Here is a 16,860-nt window from a genome sequence, read left to right on the forward strand (position 1 = left end):
TGTCCTTTCATTGGCCTCTGCCTGTGCAAGCAAGATCTAATCAGCGCGAAGCTGGTGCAGGGCCGAGGAGCCGAGCTTGATTGGATTGACCAGCTTGATTGTTAAGGATGCTCCCGTGCTGCCGAAACTCGATCGCAAGCGTGGCTTGTTCGTGATCTCGAAAATCGACGAGATCATCGCGTGGGAGAGCTCTGTCGACCGTCAGCGCGAAGCCAAATTCGTTGATCTTGGTCGATATTTGTGCGAAGTCAGAGCCGGACAATATTGGCGGCTTGAAAAGCTGCACTCATTCGATGATTTCCTTCACCGACGTTTTCCGGATTCACGCCGGAAGGCGTACTACCTCATGTCAATTCACGAACACCTGCCGAAGCACATCAAGAAGGATCTCAACAAAATTGGATGGAGTAAGGCTGCCGAACTGGTGAAAGTAGCTCGCTCGGACAGGCAGAAATTCGATTGTGCAACCTGGTTGCACAACGCGCAAACCATGGCCAAAGAGAAGTTCCGCCATGAAGTCGAGAAGCACCTCACCGGCGAGGATACCGAGCCCTCGGACATCGTTTACTTCAAGCTCTACAAGAGCCAGATCCCCGTAGTAGAAGGAGCCATCGAGACCGCAGCGTTGATGCTTGGTTCTGACAAATCGCGAGGCTACTGCCTGGAGATGATTTGCGCTGACTTCCTGGCTGGAGCGCAAGCTTCTCGCGGAGATCCTGATGTTTTACTGGATGCCCTTGCCCGATCCTACCAACTCATGCCGGAAGAACAAAAGATTCGCTTTCTAGCCAAGCTGCGGGAGGAAAATGCGCCAGCCCTCGCCAGTTGATGACAGCAACTCAGAGAAAACGCGGCTCGAAGTCCTGAAACGGGACAACTGGCGGTGCCAGGTCTGCGGAAGCTTGCAGCAGCTGGAAGTGCATCATTTGCTGTTTCGAAGTCACGGTGGCGAAGATCTGGAGGAGAACCTCATCACACTATGTCATAGGTGCCACTCGGCACTTCACGGCCGTCGCAACTTGTGAAGCGCTAGCGTCGGCTAAGACGTACTGGAGACGTGGCGGATCAGGTGAGAAGGCTACTCAGGAGTTACCGATGCGCTCCTAAGTGTGGTGCGCAGTGAGCAACAGGCATGTCTTCGGAGCATGCATACACGTCAGCAAACGACTGACTTGCAGTATTTAGGTGCGGACAGGTTTAGAATGCGCAGGCTCTGACTGTGTTGGGTTGGGTGCAAATGAAACTTCTCTACGCCGCGCTTCTCTTCGTATCTGCCTTTTGCTCGGCACAATGCAAAAGCGCCACTGCGACACTGAACGTGAAAATCGAGGCTTCAGAGTCAGATAAGAAGCTCCTCATCGAAAAGCTCAAGGAACACGGATGCAACCACGGCCTCGGCATTGAACCGACCGATGAAGGATTCGACTACTGCATCGCAATTGCCGAAGTTGAGAAACCGAGGATGACCTTGACTCAGGCTGGCATCGGGTCGGCTTCCCAGCTCATCGTCTCAACGACCGTTTACGACGCTAACGGAACTAAGCTATTCGACTTCGGTCGCGGGAATCGCTTGACACGCAGGGGCTTCTTGAACGCCTCAGCGAAAGAGATCGTTAAGCGCCTCCGAGCGCTTCAGGGAAAGCGGAACGGCGCCACGCTCCCGTAAAGATTGCCCCGGTGTTCCCTAATCGGAAAGCCTGGGTGCCACCGATTTAGAAGCCTCCAGAGAGTCGGAATGCGGTAGATGAGCGGTAGACCAATCTCGGGACTGGAAGTCGTTTCTAGGTGTGTGGCTCAGTGAGCCAAGGGGGTTCCATCATCCGAGCGCCAGCGAACGCAGGAAGGCATGCTGCGCATTGAGCAGAAGGCATTTTATGCGAGCGATTGTCAGTCCTTGGTGACTGTGAAGCCTGAGGACTATCGAAGAGCCCATAAAAAACGGTGCGTCACGGAGGAGAAACCGCAACGCACCAGGAGAGGATTGGAACAAAAAGCGTTTCCGTCTCGCGACACCATGCTCGATGAAGTATCGGTCTGGAACTGTCAAAACTTACAGGCAGGACTTAGTCTCTTGGGATTGAAGTTCTTCTTGTCCTCTATCTTGTGTGTGAATTGTGTGGGTTCGGAAAATGTCACTCCGGATGATCCTCATTCGTCGCTTTGTACCAAGTCGTCTTTGCATAGCGTAGTACTCTTTTGCCCGTGGACGGTGATCGCCAATTCATTTACGCACTGACGGCTGGCGCTGCGATCAGCGGACTGATCTTTTGGTTGACGTTTTGGCATGAGCAGGTGCTTGGAGCAATCGCTACCGCACTGACGCTCTTTGCTTTGTACTGGTTTCGCTATGGCGGACCAAAGGAGTGGAACCAAATCCACCGGCACGGAACACGTCATCAAATTCGGCTATACGAAGCAACAGTGGTTTTTCTGGCCGCTTTCCTAATAGCCCTGTGCCTTTTCTTTGCGTCACACGGAGTCTTCGATAAATAGAAATCGGTCTCTTCCTTATGATTTCGTTCACTCTGGATGATCCTCACTCGTAGCTACTTGTCGTCTCCGAACAGCGTTTGGATGCGGCTCTTACGATCTAATCCCGGGTGCGTTCGTTCTGCCATCTTGAGTTTGAGCCAAATCGCACCAATCGTCAGGGTTAAGCAGCCTATCGCTTCGGCGATATTGAGAAGGATTCTCACAGACTTATGCTACTGCCAAGCCGTCAAGGGGTTGAACACAAGTCCATTTTCCCACGCCCAACGTGGTCCGGTTACTATTGCGCCACGATCCAGGAGAAGATGCTGCTGTTTGGGAAAACCTGAAAATCAGTAACCAACAACATGATGCCTCAGAACCCTGGCGACAGAGAACACGTGAACGGCGCTTTAGCGGGAATAGGTCTCGCGATCCATCACCTTTCAGAGATGGAAGCAGGAACGCTTGAGGCTCGGCAAAAAATCGCTGAGGCGTTGAGGGACTGCTTCGCGCAAATCGAAGATCTTTGGAAGAGCGGCTGAAAAAAAATAAAAAAGGGGTCACCCGGCTTTTCACTCCGGCTGATCCTCGCTCGCTGCGTGGACTCCAGTTGTGCGGTTCGGACTGGGTGGTGACTTTAGGTCAAACCTTCGTAACTTGCGCAAAAGCAAAATTCCCTGAAAGTATCAAGTCATGCTGCCGTCGAGAAGACGACAGTCATTTACCCTCGTCGCGGTTATCTCTCGGCCTCCAAACGCAACCACGAAAGAAATGAATAAGACCATGAAATTCCTTTTGTATACCACTCTATCTCTACTTCTATCCGCCGGAATCATGTTCGCGCAGGATGATGAGGGAGGCGACTCAAACGGCCACGAAGGCGCATCGACCGCGTCAGAGCACGTGGAGAGCATATCGCTCAGCGGAATGACCATCGATGTTCATTCAGGTTCGAGTAACCCAGGTGCGCATTCTGGTATGAATGGGAATGGTGCGCAGGCCGGGTCGTATGCTGGTCAGCCTGCTGCTCAGCAAGCCCCTTCCCGGCTGGAAGTACTCCAAACTTACCTTGCGACGCTAGCCGCGCGTGCGGCGGCGATAAAACAAGAACAGAACGACCTCCTCCTGCAGCGCGACGACTACACTGCTGGGCTCGCCCAAGAATTGGACAACAAAATTGCAGACTTACAGGGTCAGCTCTATTTGATCCGAGACGAGCAGGCAAAGGCAATGTCTCAGCAGCGGGACATAATTCACGAGCAGAACGAAGCGATTGACGCCGGTAGCAAAGAACAAGAGAGACGGCAACAGGAAAATCGGCGACAAGAACAGCAAAGCTCAAAAGTAGAACATGCATGCGCAAAGTGTTGACGTTCTGAGCGTCGCGAGAGTATTGCATTTTTCATACGGCTCGGGTTTCCTGCCCCAGCCGTTTTTCCTTTTCCACGCGATTTGATCCCACGCCCGGGCTGGAATTTAGCAGGGCTCTTTGGGTTTGCGCGCAAGCCAGATTTCTTTCACTCTGGATGGTCTTCACTCGTCGCCTGGTACCATGGCTCTTTCCTATTCGGGAACATTGAGGGATGAGCACTCACGAGTGCGGAAAGAACGCGATTGGCAACGTTCGCAGCAAGGTGAGGCGAAAGGTCAAGGCTCGGCAGCCTGCTGCGCCATACTCGTTTTTGAAGGCTTTTCTTGACAGATTCTGCTTTCTGCAACAGAATGCAGCCCTCTCCCCGAACTTCACCGAATCCCCCAAAGAAAGGCTCTTACATGGACCGCGTAAATAGGCTGCAAGCAATCGCACGAGCCTGCTATTACCTGGGCTGGATCGTGACCGCGTTGGCTGTTATTTGTCGCGTTGTCAGGCCGCTTGAGGTCTGGCTTTCGAACACAACGCGGATTACCGGCAGGAATCTAGTCGAGACTGGTCTGCTGCTCTTCATCATTTGCGTGGCGTCTGAAGTGCGAGCAATTGCGGCATCCGCGAGCGAGGCCCCAGCCAAGGCTAGAGCGCAGACGGCATAACTAGGCGAACACGAGCGAAAGGTCAAGCCGCCTATAATCGACGCATGACACTGGGAACGCCGGAGATTCAGACACTGATTCTGCGCGAAATCCAGCAGCTCAAATTGCAAGGCTCTTTCGATACGCCCAAGGCCTGGACTGCGGGAATGGATCGCTCTGATGTTGATGCGCTCTATCTTGTCCTCGAGGGGCTCAAGGCTGATAGCTACATACTTGGAGCCGTAGGTAGCTGGGGTGACACGCTGAACCCGGGCGAAGTGCTAGAACGTCTCCAGGAGTGGAACGAGTCGGAGAGCAAATTGCGACAATGACGCCGAGACGCCAGATGTATCCCGAGGAAGATCCTGAGTACGTTGTGCTCGGCGGCTTGGAAGAACTCGGCTATTGCGCCGTCACTGAGGAAGCGCTGGGTGTTCAAGGCGGGAATCCGGGAGTTGTCGCAATCGAGATTGCCGAGCGCCATGGACTGCGACTCGAATCGTGGGAAATACAGGCAACGAAGGTTTACGAATTTACGCGTATTGAATAAAAAGGCCACTGCAATGAGTGGCCTGTGTAGTTCGCGGGAACAACGTGTTTCGTTCCTATCAACTAATGCCCAACCAATAATGCCCAACCAACAAAGATTGCGATTCTTGACCGCGATCCAGGAGCAGCATGCGGCGCTTCTCGCAAGTTGACTCGGCAATTCCACAGCAGTTAAGGCTTCAAATCCTAATTCGGGATTCTTGGCGATGCCAGATCTGTGGAAGCATGCGCAGACTTGATGTACACCACCAGACATTTCGCAGCCATGGCGCGGAGCATTCCGAACAAAACCTCATCACCCTTTTTCGTACTTGCCACTCGAGCTTGCACGGTGTGGCCTAGGGCTTTTGCAATTTCCAGTCCTTCGGCCAAAACGAAAGCTGCACCTGGGTTGTGAAGTTATTTTGCGGGCCGGGGGCCAGGAGCGGGGCGACCCAACGTTCGTATTGCATCATCACTTTCAAGTCGAGGCCGTTCTGCCAGCGGTACTTGAACTCGCCATAAGCGTCTTGCTGTGTTTCGCCTTGGGGAATGAAAAATTGCGAAACCTTTACCATCCGAAATCCGGCGGTGATGCTACTCGCAGGATTGAGCCAGTAATTCGCCCATGCCTTGCCGCCGGTTCCTTCCCGGCCGATCCATGAGCCGAGAAGATTGCGGTTGATGGTGTAGCTGTCTTTGTAGAGCCCTTCGTAGTAGTAGAAGTTCCCACCCAGTACTTGGGTTGGGAAACTATCAGTCGTCCCGCCTTCGACATGCAGATCTAATTTGGAAAGCTTCGGGAAATGGCTGACGTAGATGCCCGGCATAACAGCTGAGCGGTTCGGTGCGTCCACCGGTGAGACGTCGTCGTGGACGAACGAATCGATATATGCCGTTACCCAATTGCGCAGGAATGGAAGGCGGTAGCGAATGTCGAAGTTGGCGTGGCGTGTGCCAGGTGTGTCGCGTGGATTGAATCCTACATTCGTGCCGCTGCTGGTGCTGGTTAGCGTCTGCCAGAAGGTGTGGAGAGTCAGAGGCTCCAAGCTTTTGCCGGCGAAGATGGAGCTGCGGGACAATCCGATTTCGAGATTCTTCGTGGGCTGAAGCATGATTTTTTGCCCAAACGTGAACGGATCTGGCGGGTACTTGTTGCCGTAGAGGCGTCCAAAAAAGTTGTCGTAGCGTACCGTCCCCAGCAGCTTCGAAAAGAGTGGAATGTAGAGCGGGAAAGTCCGGTTAAGCCGGATTCCATAAAATGGCGCGGCATTGTTGCTGAGCATTAGCGCCGTGCCGTCGTCCGGTCCCCACCAGTAGGTCTGTTTGCCGACGGAGATCTCATTGCTCAGCAGGTTGAAGGACGTATAGGTATCCAGCAATCGGAATACATTCTGTGTCGGTACACCGTTGAACGATTCACCGGGAATGGCATCAATCTGCGCCAGCGTCTGATTTACTTGCGGACTGTATCCCGGAACGGATGGAGCATGCTGGTATTCGCCGCGCACGAAAAACGAGAAGCGTCCGGATTCGGCGCGAGTTTCAAATCCCGCGATCTGCTGCAGGCCTTCGCCGAATGGACGGCCGAAGTCATCAACGATTGTCTGCCCAAAGTGGAACCCGTCGTTTAGTGGAGGTCCAGAGATGTACTGCGTGCGCGTGTAGACGCGATCGACTGAAAGCATCTTGTTCTGTTGTCCTTGTTGAAGCTCGCTCTCGCGGTGGAATTCCGACCGCAGAGCGTTGAGCAAAATACTGCCTTCGCTTTCCGGATGCGGATCTTCGGCTCGCGCGACCATGGCGTACACCGCCATGCGCGTCCACGGACGGATGCCGGCAAAGGCTGAATCGATGATGTTAAGAGCTGCGAGGCGCTCAACTGCAGGATAGATCCAGCTGTCGAGTTCGATGTAGGTGGAGCTCATGCGCTCAGCAGGAATCGGCATCTGCGCGGATTCAAAGGTGCCGTAGTTGACCTCGGGATCGTGATGATTCCGGTACACGCTTCGGCCAATCAGATAGCCCATCGTGCCGCCGATGAACACGTCTGATGGGAAGTGCTTCTCGCCAGTTACGCGAGCCATGCTGACCGCGGTAGCAAGGCCGTAGCTGGCAAACTGTGAGAACCAGCCCGGGTATTCATGGGCGATTACAGTTGCGATTGCGAACGAAAGGCTCGCGTGTCCCGAGGGAAACGATGTGCCACCTGGCTGGAAGAAGTTTCCTTGCCCCCGATCGACATCAGGACGCTCACGCCGCAGGCTGTACTTGAGGACGTCCGTTAGAACCAAGGTGTCGGCTGCTGCCTGTGCTGAGAGCAGTCCCGTTTCCCGCATGTGGTCGTCAGTGAAATGTTTTCCGCCTAGATACATTAGGCCCGAAGTTCCCAAAAAAAGGCCAAGTCCGATGTCGGAGAACGTCGCACTCCCTTGAACGTGACTATGCCTAGTCAGCTCGTGCGAGGTCGTCGAATCAGTTACGAACAGACCTGTGGCGATCCCACCTGTGGGTACTAGCCACTCGGCATCCGAGATTTTCAAGTGCGCAGGGCTTGTCCAGATGCGCTGCTGGTCTGAAAGAAATCCTTTAAAACCGCGCTTGGCGTCGTCGACAGCACTCGGACGCGCACTGGGTTTTGAGAGCGTGCTTTTAGCCGGCGGATTCTGCTGCGCCGTTTGGGCTTGCGTCCCCTGGGAGCAGGCGAAAATTAAGGCAAAAGTGAAGGCCACTGGATATTTGGCATGGCGTAGAGAACTCTCTAAAGAACTGCGGAATTTCAACAAATCGTCCTACTCTCCCTTTTGACAGTGGAAAAACAGTAACAATTGACAGGTTGAAGTAAGCACACGCTGTGTCATAAAACCAGGCCGGACGGCCAATGCCTCTAGCTCAGCTGTCCATTCGATCATAAATTCCCAGATTGGACATTATCCCCGCAGAATACCCTAGGGAATAAGCGATTTAGCTCTAAAAGATCATTTTTTGCTTGCCACATCGCTTCCAGCAGCTTACATTTTTTCAAGCTTGCGAGAAAGAACCAGCAAGCACTCGCTCCGTTAAAAGTCCTTTAACAATTCCGGGGCGACCTTGGGCCCTCGCCGCACCGAAAGATTTTTCGGCGAAGTCCTGTGGTTCAGCCAATTAATCACGCTGTGTTAAGAGCACGTCCTAAGTGACGATAGCGAAGCTTTGTCTGAAATTGCAAAGCTGAGATCGAACCGATATGCAAATGCTTCCCCCAGGCGCACACTCGGAATCTGCAGTTGTCCCACAATGGTTCGCAGTCTACACAACTTCCCGCCATGAAAAAGCAATCGCTGAACACTTCGCGATGAGAGAGATCGAGTCGTTCCTGCCTCTTTATCGCACGCAGCGCACGTGGAAGAACGGCTGCAGGATGGACCTGCAACTGCCTCTATTTCCCAATTATGTTTTTGTTCGAATACCTGCTCGTGCGCGAGTGCGCGTGCTCGAGGTTCCTGGAGTATTGTCTCTCGTCGGCACCGCGGGAAAGCCAGTGCCACTGCCAGAGCCGGAAATCGAGGCACTGCGTTCTTCTCTACCGTTCATCAAGTGTGAACCGCATCCTTACCTCGTGATCGGCGAGCGAGTGCGGATCAACGGCGGATCGCTGGAAGGCATGGAAGGCGTTCTGCTGCGGAAAAAAGGATCGCTCCGCGTTGTTCTTTCTCTCGACCTCATCATGAAAAGCGTCGCCGTGGAGGTTGACGCTGACAGTGTCGAACCTGTTCCTACGTTTGTCCGCCAGAAGCTGGCTTGAAAGCGCCATGATCCCCCCAAAAAATCAGCAGAAAAGTGTTACCGAGGTTCGCATCCTCGAAGCGGCCGTGCAGTTATTTGCGCGCAGCGGATTCAGCGGTACTAGCACCCGCGAGATCGCGCAACTAGCCGGTGTGAATGAAACCACGCTGTTCCGGTATTACGGAACAAAAAAGGAGCTCTTCTGGGCAGGGCTTGAGGCACGCCTATCTCGAATTAAGCTCAGCCGTGAGCTCCAAAGTGCGCTCAGTGGTGAAGACGATCCCGCCGAAGTTCTGCCCAAGGTTTTCCAATTCCTCGTGGAACTCATCTGGGGACAGCCGGACCTGATGCGGTTCCTTTACGTCTCCGCGCTGGAGCTTCCGCGAAGTGACGATATCTATCGCAAGCATTTGGGCGCTATTTTTGATTCAGTCAGTGCTTATCTGACTCGATGTGCGAAGCGGGGCGCGATTTCTGGTGTCGATCCGCACATGGCAACGTTGGCTTTTTTGGGTACGGTCATCTCTCATTTCAGCCTGTACCAGCTCTTCGTCGGTCGCGAGTTGCCCTTTGCCACCCCGAGTGACGCAAGTTCAACCTATTCCGCCTTTTGGCTTAACCTTTTGCACGGTGCGCTTGAGCCGCCGTTATTGGTCGGGAACCCAGGATCCTTGGTCGGCCATTAAAAGATTTCTCACAGAAGCAAGGTAAGGCTTTCTTATGATTCTGAAACGATTATTGCTCACGTCGCTCGTAGTATCTGGCGTTGCCGTTGCGCAGACCACACTGCGCGTTCCTTCTGGGAGCCCTAGCCAGTGTGACGGACCGAATTGCGTGAACGGCTCTCAGGCACCTGACACAAACAACGGTTTGGATGACACAGACATTTCCAATCAATCTGCTCAGCAGGACCAGAATCCCAGATACGATCGCGGTTCAACCTCAGGGCCGAATACCCGCACACCCGACCAGAGTGGCCGGTACGATCGCACCTATCAAAACGTGCCGACATACCGAATCCCAGGCGACCGTTCGGGGGATTTTCAGCGCGATCGCGAAGACGAGTTTCCCGGCACTGGCAGCGAACCACTCGATCTGTCGCTTACATATCCGCCGCGCAAGCAGCAACCGATCCGCGAAGAGCCAACGGAATTTCAGAAGTTTGTTTATAGCTCGACTGGGCAGCGTCTTCCCATTTACGGACGCAATCTGTTTGAGAACGTGCCCAGCACATTTGCTCCGGTTGATCGCATTCCTGTGCCCGCAGATTACGTTGTCGGGCCCGGCGACGAACTCTTGATTCGAGCGTGGGGACAGATCGATCTCGACGCGCGTGTCGTTGTGGATCGTAACGGTCAGATTTACTTGCCAAGAGTTGGCAGCGTGACGGTCGCGGGGCTTAAGTACGAGCAGGTGAATCCGTACCTAAAGACTGCGGTCGGACGCATCTTCAAGAACTTCGACTTGAACGTGAATCTTGGTCAGCTGCGCTCAATTCAGGTGTTTATAGTTGGGCAAGCGAAGCATCCTGGCACGTACACAGTTAGCTCGCTGAGTACGCTGGTGAACGCCTTGTTTGCTTCAGGCGGACCCGATAACACGGGATCGATGCGCCACATCCAGTTGAAGCGCAAGAACCAGGTTGTCTCCGAATTCGACCTTTATGACCTGCTTCTCAATGGCGACAAATCCAAAGATGTGGCTCTACTACCGGGAGACGTGATCTACATTCCTCCCGTTGGACAAATGGTCGCGATCGCTGGCAGCGTGAACATGCCTGCCATCTATGAAATCCGTGACAAGACAAGTGTTGCCGAGGAGCTTGAGACCGCTGGCGGGCTCAACACTACAGCCGACAGTACCCGTGCCGTGCTCGAAAGGATCGAGAATCGCACAACGCGGAAAGTAGAGGACTTCGCGCTCGACAAAGAAGGCGCCAACCGTGAACTGCGTGATGGCGACGTGTTGCGCGTCTTCTCTGTTTCGCCACGCTTTGAGAATGCAGTTACGCTGCGCGGAAGCGTTGCCCAGCCTGGGCGCTATCCGTGGCGCGAAGGCATGCGACTGTGCGACCTGATTCCTTCTCGGGACGCGATCATCAAGCGTGATTACTGGATGCGCCAGAATGCGCTCGCGCTCACGTCCATCAGCTGGTCAAATAACGCAGTTGAGCGACGCACGACGTTCACGCGCAACGCCGCAGAGGTTAATTGGGACTACGCTGTGGTTCAGCGGCTAAACCATGAAGATTTGACCGCGCACCTGTTTCCGTTCAACCTCGGGCACGCCATCTCCGATTGCCGTTCAGAGGACAACCTGCAGCTGGTCGCCGGTGACGTGATCACCATCTTCTCTCAAAACGATCTCGCGGTTCCTGTCGAGAAGCGGACGAAGTTTGTATGGCTCGAGGGGGAAGTGAAGCGTGCTGGAGTGTACCGAGTGCAGAAGGGAGAGACCTTGCGGGACGTTGTCGAGCGCGCCGGAGGCCTTACTCCTAACGCCTACCTGTTCGCCTCCGACTTCCGCCGCGAGTCCACGCGCATCGCGCAACAGAAAGAGCTGGATCGTCTGACTCAGGAGTTCGATAAGGAGCTGCGCAACCGGGCAGCACAGACCGGCGCTAAAGGAAACCAGGAAGAGCAGCTCGCGTTCCAGCAGCAGCTTCAGGCCCAGCAGAACGTGCTGGCGAAGCTGCGTGAGACCCAGGCTACCGGACGAATCGTTTTGGGACTCAAGCCCAACGACAATACCGTCGAGAACATCCCGGAGATGCCGCTCGAGGACGGTGACAAGTATGCAATCCCGGCGAGGCCGGAGACCGTTGAGGTGCTCGGGGCGGTGTACAACCAGAATTCGTTTATATATAAGGATGGCCACAGTCTGAACGACTACCTCGGTCAGGCTGGCGGGGGCACGCGCGACGCAGACCAAAAGCGTCTGTTCGTTGTGCGCGCAGACGGAACGGTCGAGAGCAAACAAATGCACAGCTCAATGTTTTTCGGCAACTTCGGATCCATGAAGCTGATGCCAGGCGACACGATCGTCATGCCGCAAAAGATTCAAATCGGCAGCGCAGTCACCGCGTTCCGCGACTGGACGCAGATCTTCTCGCAGCTGGCACTGGGCGCAGCATCGATCAGCATATTGGCCACCCACTAGGAGTGATGGAAACAACGCACCTCCAACACGACCCGCTGCTTGACGAGCCCAGCACGTCCAGCATGATCGAGCCGCGTTCCGTGCGACCGCAGGTTCAGGACGACGAGATCGATCTTCTCGACCTGCTCATCGTGCTCGCCAAGCGCAAGCGCCTCATCCTGGGCGTAACGCTGGGCAGCGCCGTCCTCGCGGCCATCGTCTCGCTGCTGCTGCCGAACCGCTACACGGCGACGACAAAGATCCTGCCGCCACAGCAGTCGCAATCGGGGTCAACCATGTTGCTCAACCAGCTCGCCGGGGGAGGCATGGGACCGCTGGCTGCGATCGCCGGCAGTAGCCTGGGGATCAAGAACCCCAGCGACATCTACATCGGCATCCTGAAGAGCCGCACCATTCAAGACTCGCTGCTTTCCCAATTCGAACTCATGCGCGTCTATCGCGACAAACGAGCCTCCGACGCCCGCAAGGACCTCGCCGGCTACAGCGACATCCTCGCCGAGAAAGAAGGACTGATCAGCATCTCGGTCGAAGACAAAGACCCCAAGCGCGCCGCCGCTATGGCCAACGCCTACGTGAACGAGCTGCGCAAGGTCACGCAACACCTCGCCATCAGTGAAGCCTCACAGCGCCGCCTCTTTTTCGAGCAGCAGGTGCAGCAGGCCAAGGAAGACCTCAGCAACGCCGAAGTTGCGCTCAAAGAAACGCAGCAGAAGACCGGCATGTTCCAGCTCGACAGTCAGGCCAAGGCCATCATCGAGGCCATCGGCAACCTGCGCGCCCAGGTCGCTGCCAAGGAAGTTCAGCTCCAGGCCATGCGGTCATTCGCCACCGAGCAGAACCCGCAGCGCATCCTGGTCCAGGAGCAGGTAGTAGGCCTCCGCGAACAACTGCGCAAGCTCGAAGGAGAGGAAGGAGGAGAAGGCGATCCCATAGTAGGTACGGGCAAGATCCCCGGCGTCGGCCTCGAGTTCGTCCGCAAATATCGCGACGTCAAGTACTACGAGACCATTTTCGAACTCCTTGCCAAACAGTACGAAGCCGCCAAGATCGACGAATCGCGCGAAGCCGCGGTGATTCAGGTGCTGGATCAGGCAATGGAGCCGGACCGGAAGTCTTCTCCCAAGCGTTTGGTAATCGTTGTTGTTTCGACTGCGGTTGCTTTCCTAGGTGCCGTTTTTTTTTGCATCTGTAAGCAAGCTCTTGCGAATGTTCGGCAAGATCCGAAGCGCGCCGCGCGGATTGAAATCCTTCGACACTATTTTAGAATTCGCGGAGCCCGCGAGCATAGCAGGCTGTGACCGTCAGCGGTTCGCATTGCGGGCTTGAGTGGTGAGTTTGGAGAGGAAACCGTGAAGCAGAAGAGAGCACTTATCACAGGCATCACTGGCCAGGATGGCGCATATCTGTCGGAGTTCCTCTTAAAAAAGGGCTACGAGGTGCATGGCGTAAAGCGCCGTACGTCGCTGTTCAACACCGATAGAATCGATCACCTATACGAAGACCCGCATGTAAGTGATCGTAGGTTTGTTCTCCATCATGGCGACTTAACGGATTCCTGCAGTCTGATACACATCATGCAGAAGGTGCAGCCCGACGAGGTGTATAACCTTGGCGCGCAGAGCCATGTCGCGGTCTCCTTCGAGCAGCCCGAGTACACTGCCAATGTTGACGCAATCGGAGCACTCCGAGTACTCGACGCCATTCGCATCCTCGGCATGGAGAAGAAAACCCGTTTTTACCAGGCTTCCAGTTCCGAGCTGTACGGGCTGGTCCGGGAAACTCCTCAAACGGAGAAGACGCCCTTCTATCCGCGCTCACCGTATGCGGTTGCCAAGCTCTACGCTTACTGGATTACCGTCAACTACCGCGAGTCTTACGGGATGTATGCCTGCAACGGAATCCTCTTCAATCATGAATCACCCGTTCGAGGCGAAACTTTTGTGACGAGAAAAATCACGCGTGCCCTCGCACGGATAAAGCTTGGACTTCAGGACTGCCTCTATCTCGGTAACCTGAATTCTCTTCGAGACTGGGGCCACGCCAAAGACTTTGTCGAGATGCAGTGGTTGATGCTGCAGCAGGATGAAGCCGAAGACTTCGTAATTGCCACAGGTGAACAGCATAGCGTTCGTGAATTCGTCGAGATCGCTGCAGCCGAGGTAGGCATCAACGTCGATTGGACCGGCAGCGGTATCCACGAGAAAGGTCTAGACGGTGCCGGCAGGGTGATCGTCGCAGTCGATCCGCGATATTTCCGGCCTGCCGAAGTCGAGGCATTATTGGGCGATGCGTCCAAGGCCCATCAGAAGCTCGGGTGGAAGCCGCGTACGAGTTTCAGGCAGTTAGTTCGCGAGATGATGCAAGAAGACCTTATCTCCGCGGAGCGTGACGATCTCGTGAAGCGAAACGGCTACAAGGCCTATGACTACCACGAATAGTCCAGCACTGCTCAATGCACGGATCTACGTGGCAGGACACCGAGGTCTGGCCGGCTCCGCAATTTTGCGTGCGCTGCAAGCGGCCGGGGCCCCAAATGTAATTACTCGGACCCATGCTGAGCTCGACTTGACCGACGGATCAGCGGTCCGCGCCTTTTTTGTACAAACCCAACCAGAGTATGTGTTTCTCTCTGCGGCAAAGGTCGGCGGTATTTTGGCTAACTGGAAAAGGCCTGCCGAGTTCATCCGTCAAAATCTGGCGATTCAGACAAACGTAATTCATGAAGCCCATTGCACAAAAGTAAAGCGACTGCTCTTCCTTGGTTCCAGTTGCATCTATCCGCGTGATTGCCCCCAGCCAATGAAAGAGAGCTGTTTGCTTACGGGACCGCTGGAGTTTACGAATCGCCCTTACGCGGTTGCCAAAATCGCGGGTATTGAGATGTGTTGGTCGTACAACCGTCAATACGGCACGCGTTTCATTGCCGGCATGCCGACCAACCTCTATGGTCCGAACGACAATTATGACTTAAATTACTCCCACGTTCTTCCTGCGCTCATCCGTAAATTTCACGACGCCAGACAGCGAAATGCTAGAGAGGTTACAGTTTGGGGTAGTGGAGGCGTTCATCGTGAATTCTTGCACAGTGATGACATGGCTCAGGCTTGTGTGTTTCTGATGATGCTTCCTGACGAGTTATTTGATCGCATAGTGCATTCAGAGTCATGCGCGCCGTTAGTAAATATTGGCTTCGGGCGTGACTGCACCATAGCGGAATTGGTGGAGATGATTCGAGAGACAGTCGGGTTTGACGGAGAAATCAGATACGATGCCAGCAAGCCGGACGGCACACCCAAGAAGCTGCTGGACATCACCAAGATTAGAGAGCTCGGTTGGCATCCGAGAATCGAGCTCCAAGACGGCCTGAGGGCAGTCTATCAAGAATATCAGGGGCGCTCTTTCCGAGAAGAGATGCGGTGCAACTGACTATGGGCCTATTAACAGTGAACAGATTGGCCGCAGCCTTTCGGATTCGACAGTTTGATCTCGAATGCGCCGATGCGCGTGCAGACGAGCGGCACCGTCGCGCAACTTTAACGGGATTAACAGCCGCGATTGCCCGAATCGTCGCAGTCGCTACATCCCTAATCACGGTTCCAATTACTCTCTCTTACCTTGGGGCAGAGCGCTTTGGCCTCTGGATGGCAATCAGCTCCGTTTTAGCAATCATGAATTTTGCTGATCTCGGGATCGGCAATGGTGTCATGAACGCTGTCGCGGACGCCCACGGCAAGAATGATATCCAAGGTATACAGGTAGCGATTACTAGCGGTATGGCTGTGCTCGTTGGCATCGCAGCTTTACTTTTGGCCGCGCTTGCTGTGACATACTGGCAGGTCGATTGGGCTTCCCTATTCAATGTCCGTTCCCCGATAGCCAGGATTGAGGCCGGCCCAGCGTTACTTGTGGCTGCCGTCTTCTTTGTCTTGAACATTCCTGCGGGATTGGTGCAACGCGCGCAAATGGGCCTGCAGGAGGGGTTTCGCAGCTATGTATGGCAGTTGGCTGGTAGCTTGACCGGATTAAGCGGTGTTCTTCTAGCGGTCCACTGGCATGGTGGTCTCCCATGGCTGCTGTTTGCGCTTGCTGGGTCCCCCGCGATTGTCGCAATCATGAACGGCTTCGTCTTCTTCGGTTGGATGAGACGCGACTTGCTGCCTTCGCTGACCTCGGTCTCGCGCAGCGGAATTTCGAAGGTTGGCCGTCTCGGAGTTTTGTTTTTTGTATTGCAACTTGTCGTTGCCCTGGCATTCTCTTCAGACAACTTCATTGTTGCGCGAGTCTTGGGGCCAGAGGCCGCGACTCAGTACGCTATTCCGCAACGCATGTTCATGCTAGTTTCCGTCATGCTTGCAATGCTGATGGCGCCTCTCTGGCCAGCCTACGCCGAGGCGATCTCACGTGGTGATACGCATTGGGTGCAGAAAACGTTGGTACGTTCTCTGAAGTTGGTGACGCTGGTGGCAAGTGCAGCGGTTTTGGTCCTGGTTTGCTTCGGCAAGCAGATCATCCATCTGTGGGTGGGTAAAAAGGTCAGCGTTAGCCTCTTGTTGCTCTCCGGATTGGCGGTATGGACTCTCTTCGATGTTGCCGGGAATGCAGTAGGAATGTTTCTAAACGGCGCGAGCGTGATCCGATACCAAGTGATCGTCTCTCTCATATTCAGTACCCTTTGTCTCAGCGCCAAGATTTACGCAGCCCGTCATTTCGGTATCGCTTCGCTTCCTTGGGCAACCGCAAGTACATACTGCTTGGCAGTCGCCGCCCCCTATGCAATTCTACTACCCCGACTACTTCGCCGCGTACACGAAGAACGCGCTTCTTCGGTTGGCGTATAGCTTGATCCAGTACTTAGAAGATTCAATTTGACGGATCTTTCACAGTGGATTGTCTTAACCACTATTCAATCGTCTGGTCAAGCGATTGGGC

Annotated in this window: 15 protein-coding genes; 14 read left to right on the top strand and 1 reads right to left on the bottom strand. The window is 54.5% G+C overall.

Features of this window, described 5'->3' with window-relative positions:
- Positions 1 to 85: 85 nt before the first annotated feature.
- From VNX88_20190 to VNX88_20220, 7 genes are all read left to right on the top strand, one after another.
- The gene (locus VNX88_20190) at positions 86 to 829 is read left to right on the top strand and encodes a hypothetical protein (protein ID HWY70997.1); all 744 of its coding nucleotides are present in this window, start codon (positions 86 to 88) and stop codon (positions 827 to 829) included.
- Positions 830 to 1,237: 408 nt separating this feature from the next.
- The gene (locus VNX88_20195; GenBank protein HWY70998.1) at positions 1,238 to 1,666 is read left to right on the top strand and encodes a hypothetical protein; all 429 of its coding nucleotides are present in this window, start codon (positions 1,238 to 1,240) and stop codon (positions 1,664 to 1,666) included.
- Positions 1,667 to 2,196: 530 nt separating this feature from the next.
- A complete protein-coding gene (locus VNX88_20200) occupies positions 2,197 to 2,493 on the top strand; it encodes a hypothetical protein (GenBank protein HWY70999.1) in 297 nt (98 codons plus the stop codon).
- Positions 2,494 to 3,255: 762 nt separating this feature from the next.
- The gene (locus VNX88_20205) at positions 3,256 to 3,843 is read left to right on the top strand and encodes a hypothetical protein (protein HWY71000.1); all 588 of its coding nucleotides are present in this window, start codon (positions 3,256 to 3,258) and stop codon (positions 3,841 to 3,843) included.
- 402 nt (positions 3,844 to 4,245) lie between these two features.
- Positions 4,246 to 4,500: a hypothetical protein gene (locus tag VNX88_20210; GenBank protein ID HWY71001.1), complete on the top strand. Its 255-nt coding sequence runs from the start codon at positions 4,246 to 4,248 to the stop codon at positions 4,498 to 4,500.
- Positions 4,501 to 4,544: 44 nt separating this feature from the next.
- A complete protein-coding gene (locus VNX88_20215) occupies positions 4,545 to 4,811 on the top strand; it encodes a hypothetical protein (protein ID HWY71002.1) in 267 nt (88 codons plus the stop codon).
- Positions 4,808 to 5,029, top strand: coding sequence for a hypothetical protein (locus VNX88_20220; protein HWY71003.1), 222 nt, complete (start codon positions 4,808 to 4,810; stop codon positions 5,027 to 5,029). The genes VNX88_20215 and VNX88_20220 overlap by 4 nt, the downstream gene beginning before the upstream one ends.
- 337 nt (positions 5,030 to 5,366) lie before the next feature.
- On the opposite strand, the gene VNX88_20225 is transcribed toward VNX88_20220, so the two are convergent.
- Entirely contained in the window at positions 5,367 to 7,790 is a 2,424-nt protein-coding gene (locus VNX88_20225; GenBank protein HWY71004.1) for a capsule assembly Wzi family protein, read from the bottom strand.
- A 443-nt stretch (positions 7,791 to 8,233) separates the two neighbouring features.
- On the opposite strand from VNX88_20225, the gene VNX88_20230 reads away from it, so the two are divergent.
- From VNX88_20230 to VNX88_20260, 7 genes are read left to right on the top strand one after another with little or no spacing between them, the layout of a single operon-like run.
- Entirely contained in the window at positions 8,234 to 8,791 is a 558-nt protein-coding gene (locus VNX88_20230; protein HWY71005.1) for a UpxY family transcription antiterminator, read from the top strand.
- Between the two features lie 7 nt (positions 8,792 to 8,798).
- Complete coding sequence (locus tag VNX88_20235) at positions 8,799 to 9,458, top strand: TetR/AcrR family transcriptional regulator (GenBank protein ID HWY71006.1); 660 nt, start codon at positions 8,799 to 8,801, stop codon at positions 9,456 to 9,458.
- 34 nt (positions 9,459 to 9,492) lie between these two features.
- A complete protein-coding gene (locus tag VNX88_20240) occupies positions 9,493 to 11,931 on the top strand; it encodes an SLBB domain-containing protein (protein HWY71007.1) in 2,439 nt (812 codons plus the stop codon).
- 5 nt (positions 11,932 to 11,936) lie between these two features.
- Complete coding sequence (locus VNX88_20245) at positions 11,937 to 13,229, top strand: Wzz/FepE/Etk N-terminal domain-containing protein (GenBank protein HWY71008.1); 1,293 nt, start codon at positions 11,937 to 11,939, stop codon at positions 13,227 to 13,229.
- Positions 13,230 to 13,280: 51 nt separating this feature from the next.
- Positions 13,281 to 14,369: a GDP-mannose 4,6-dehydratase gene (gmd, locus tag VNX88_20250; protein HWY71009.1), complete on the top strand. Its 1,089-nt coding sequence runs from the start codon at positions 13,281 to 13,283 to the stop codon at positions 14,367 to 14,369.
- Entirely contained in the window at positions 14,353 to 15,357 is a 1,005-nt protein-coding gene (locus tag VNX88_20255; protein ID HWY71010.1) for a GDP-L-fucose synthase, read from the top strand. Before gmd ends, VNX88_20255 begins: the two co-directional genes overlap by 17 nt.
- Before the next feature lie 2 nt (positions 15,358 to 15,359).
- Positions 15,360 to 16,769 carry an oligosaccharide flippase family protein gene (locus VNX88_20260; protein ID HWY71011.1) on the top strand — a complete coding sequence of 470 codons (1,410 nt, stop codon included), beginning with the start codon at positions 15,360 to 15,362 and terminating at the stop codon, positions 16,767 to 16,769.
- Positions 16,770 to 16,860 lie beyond the last annotated feature (91 nt).

The organism is Terriglobales bacterium, from assembly GCA_035567895.1.
Taxonomy (GTDB): domain Bacteria; phylum Acidobacteriota; class Terriglobia; order Terriglobales; family Acidobacteriaceae; genus Gp1-AA112.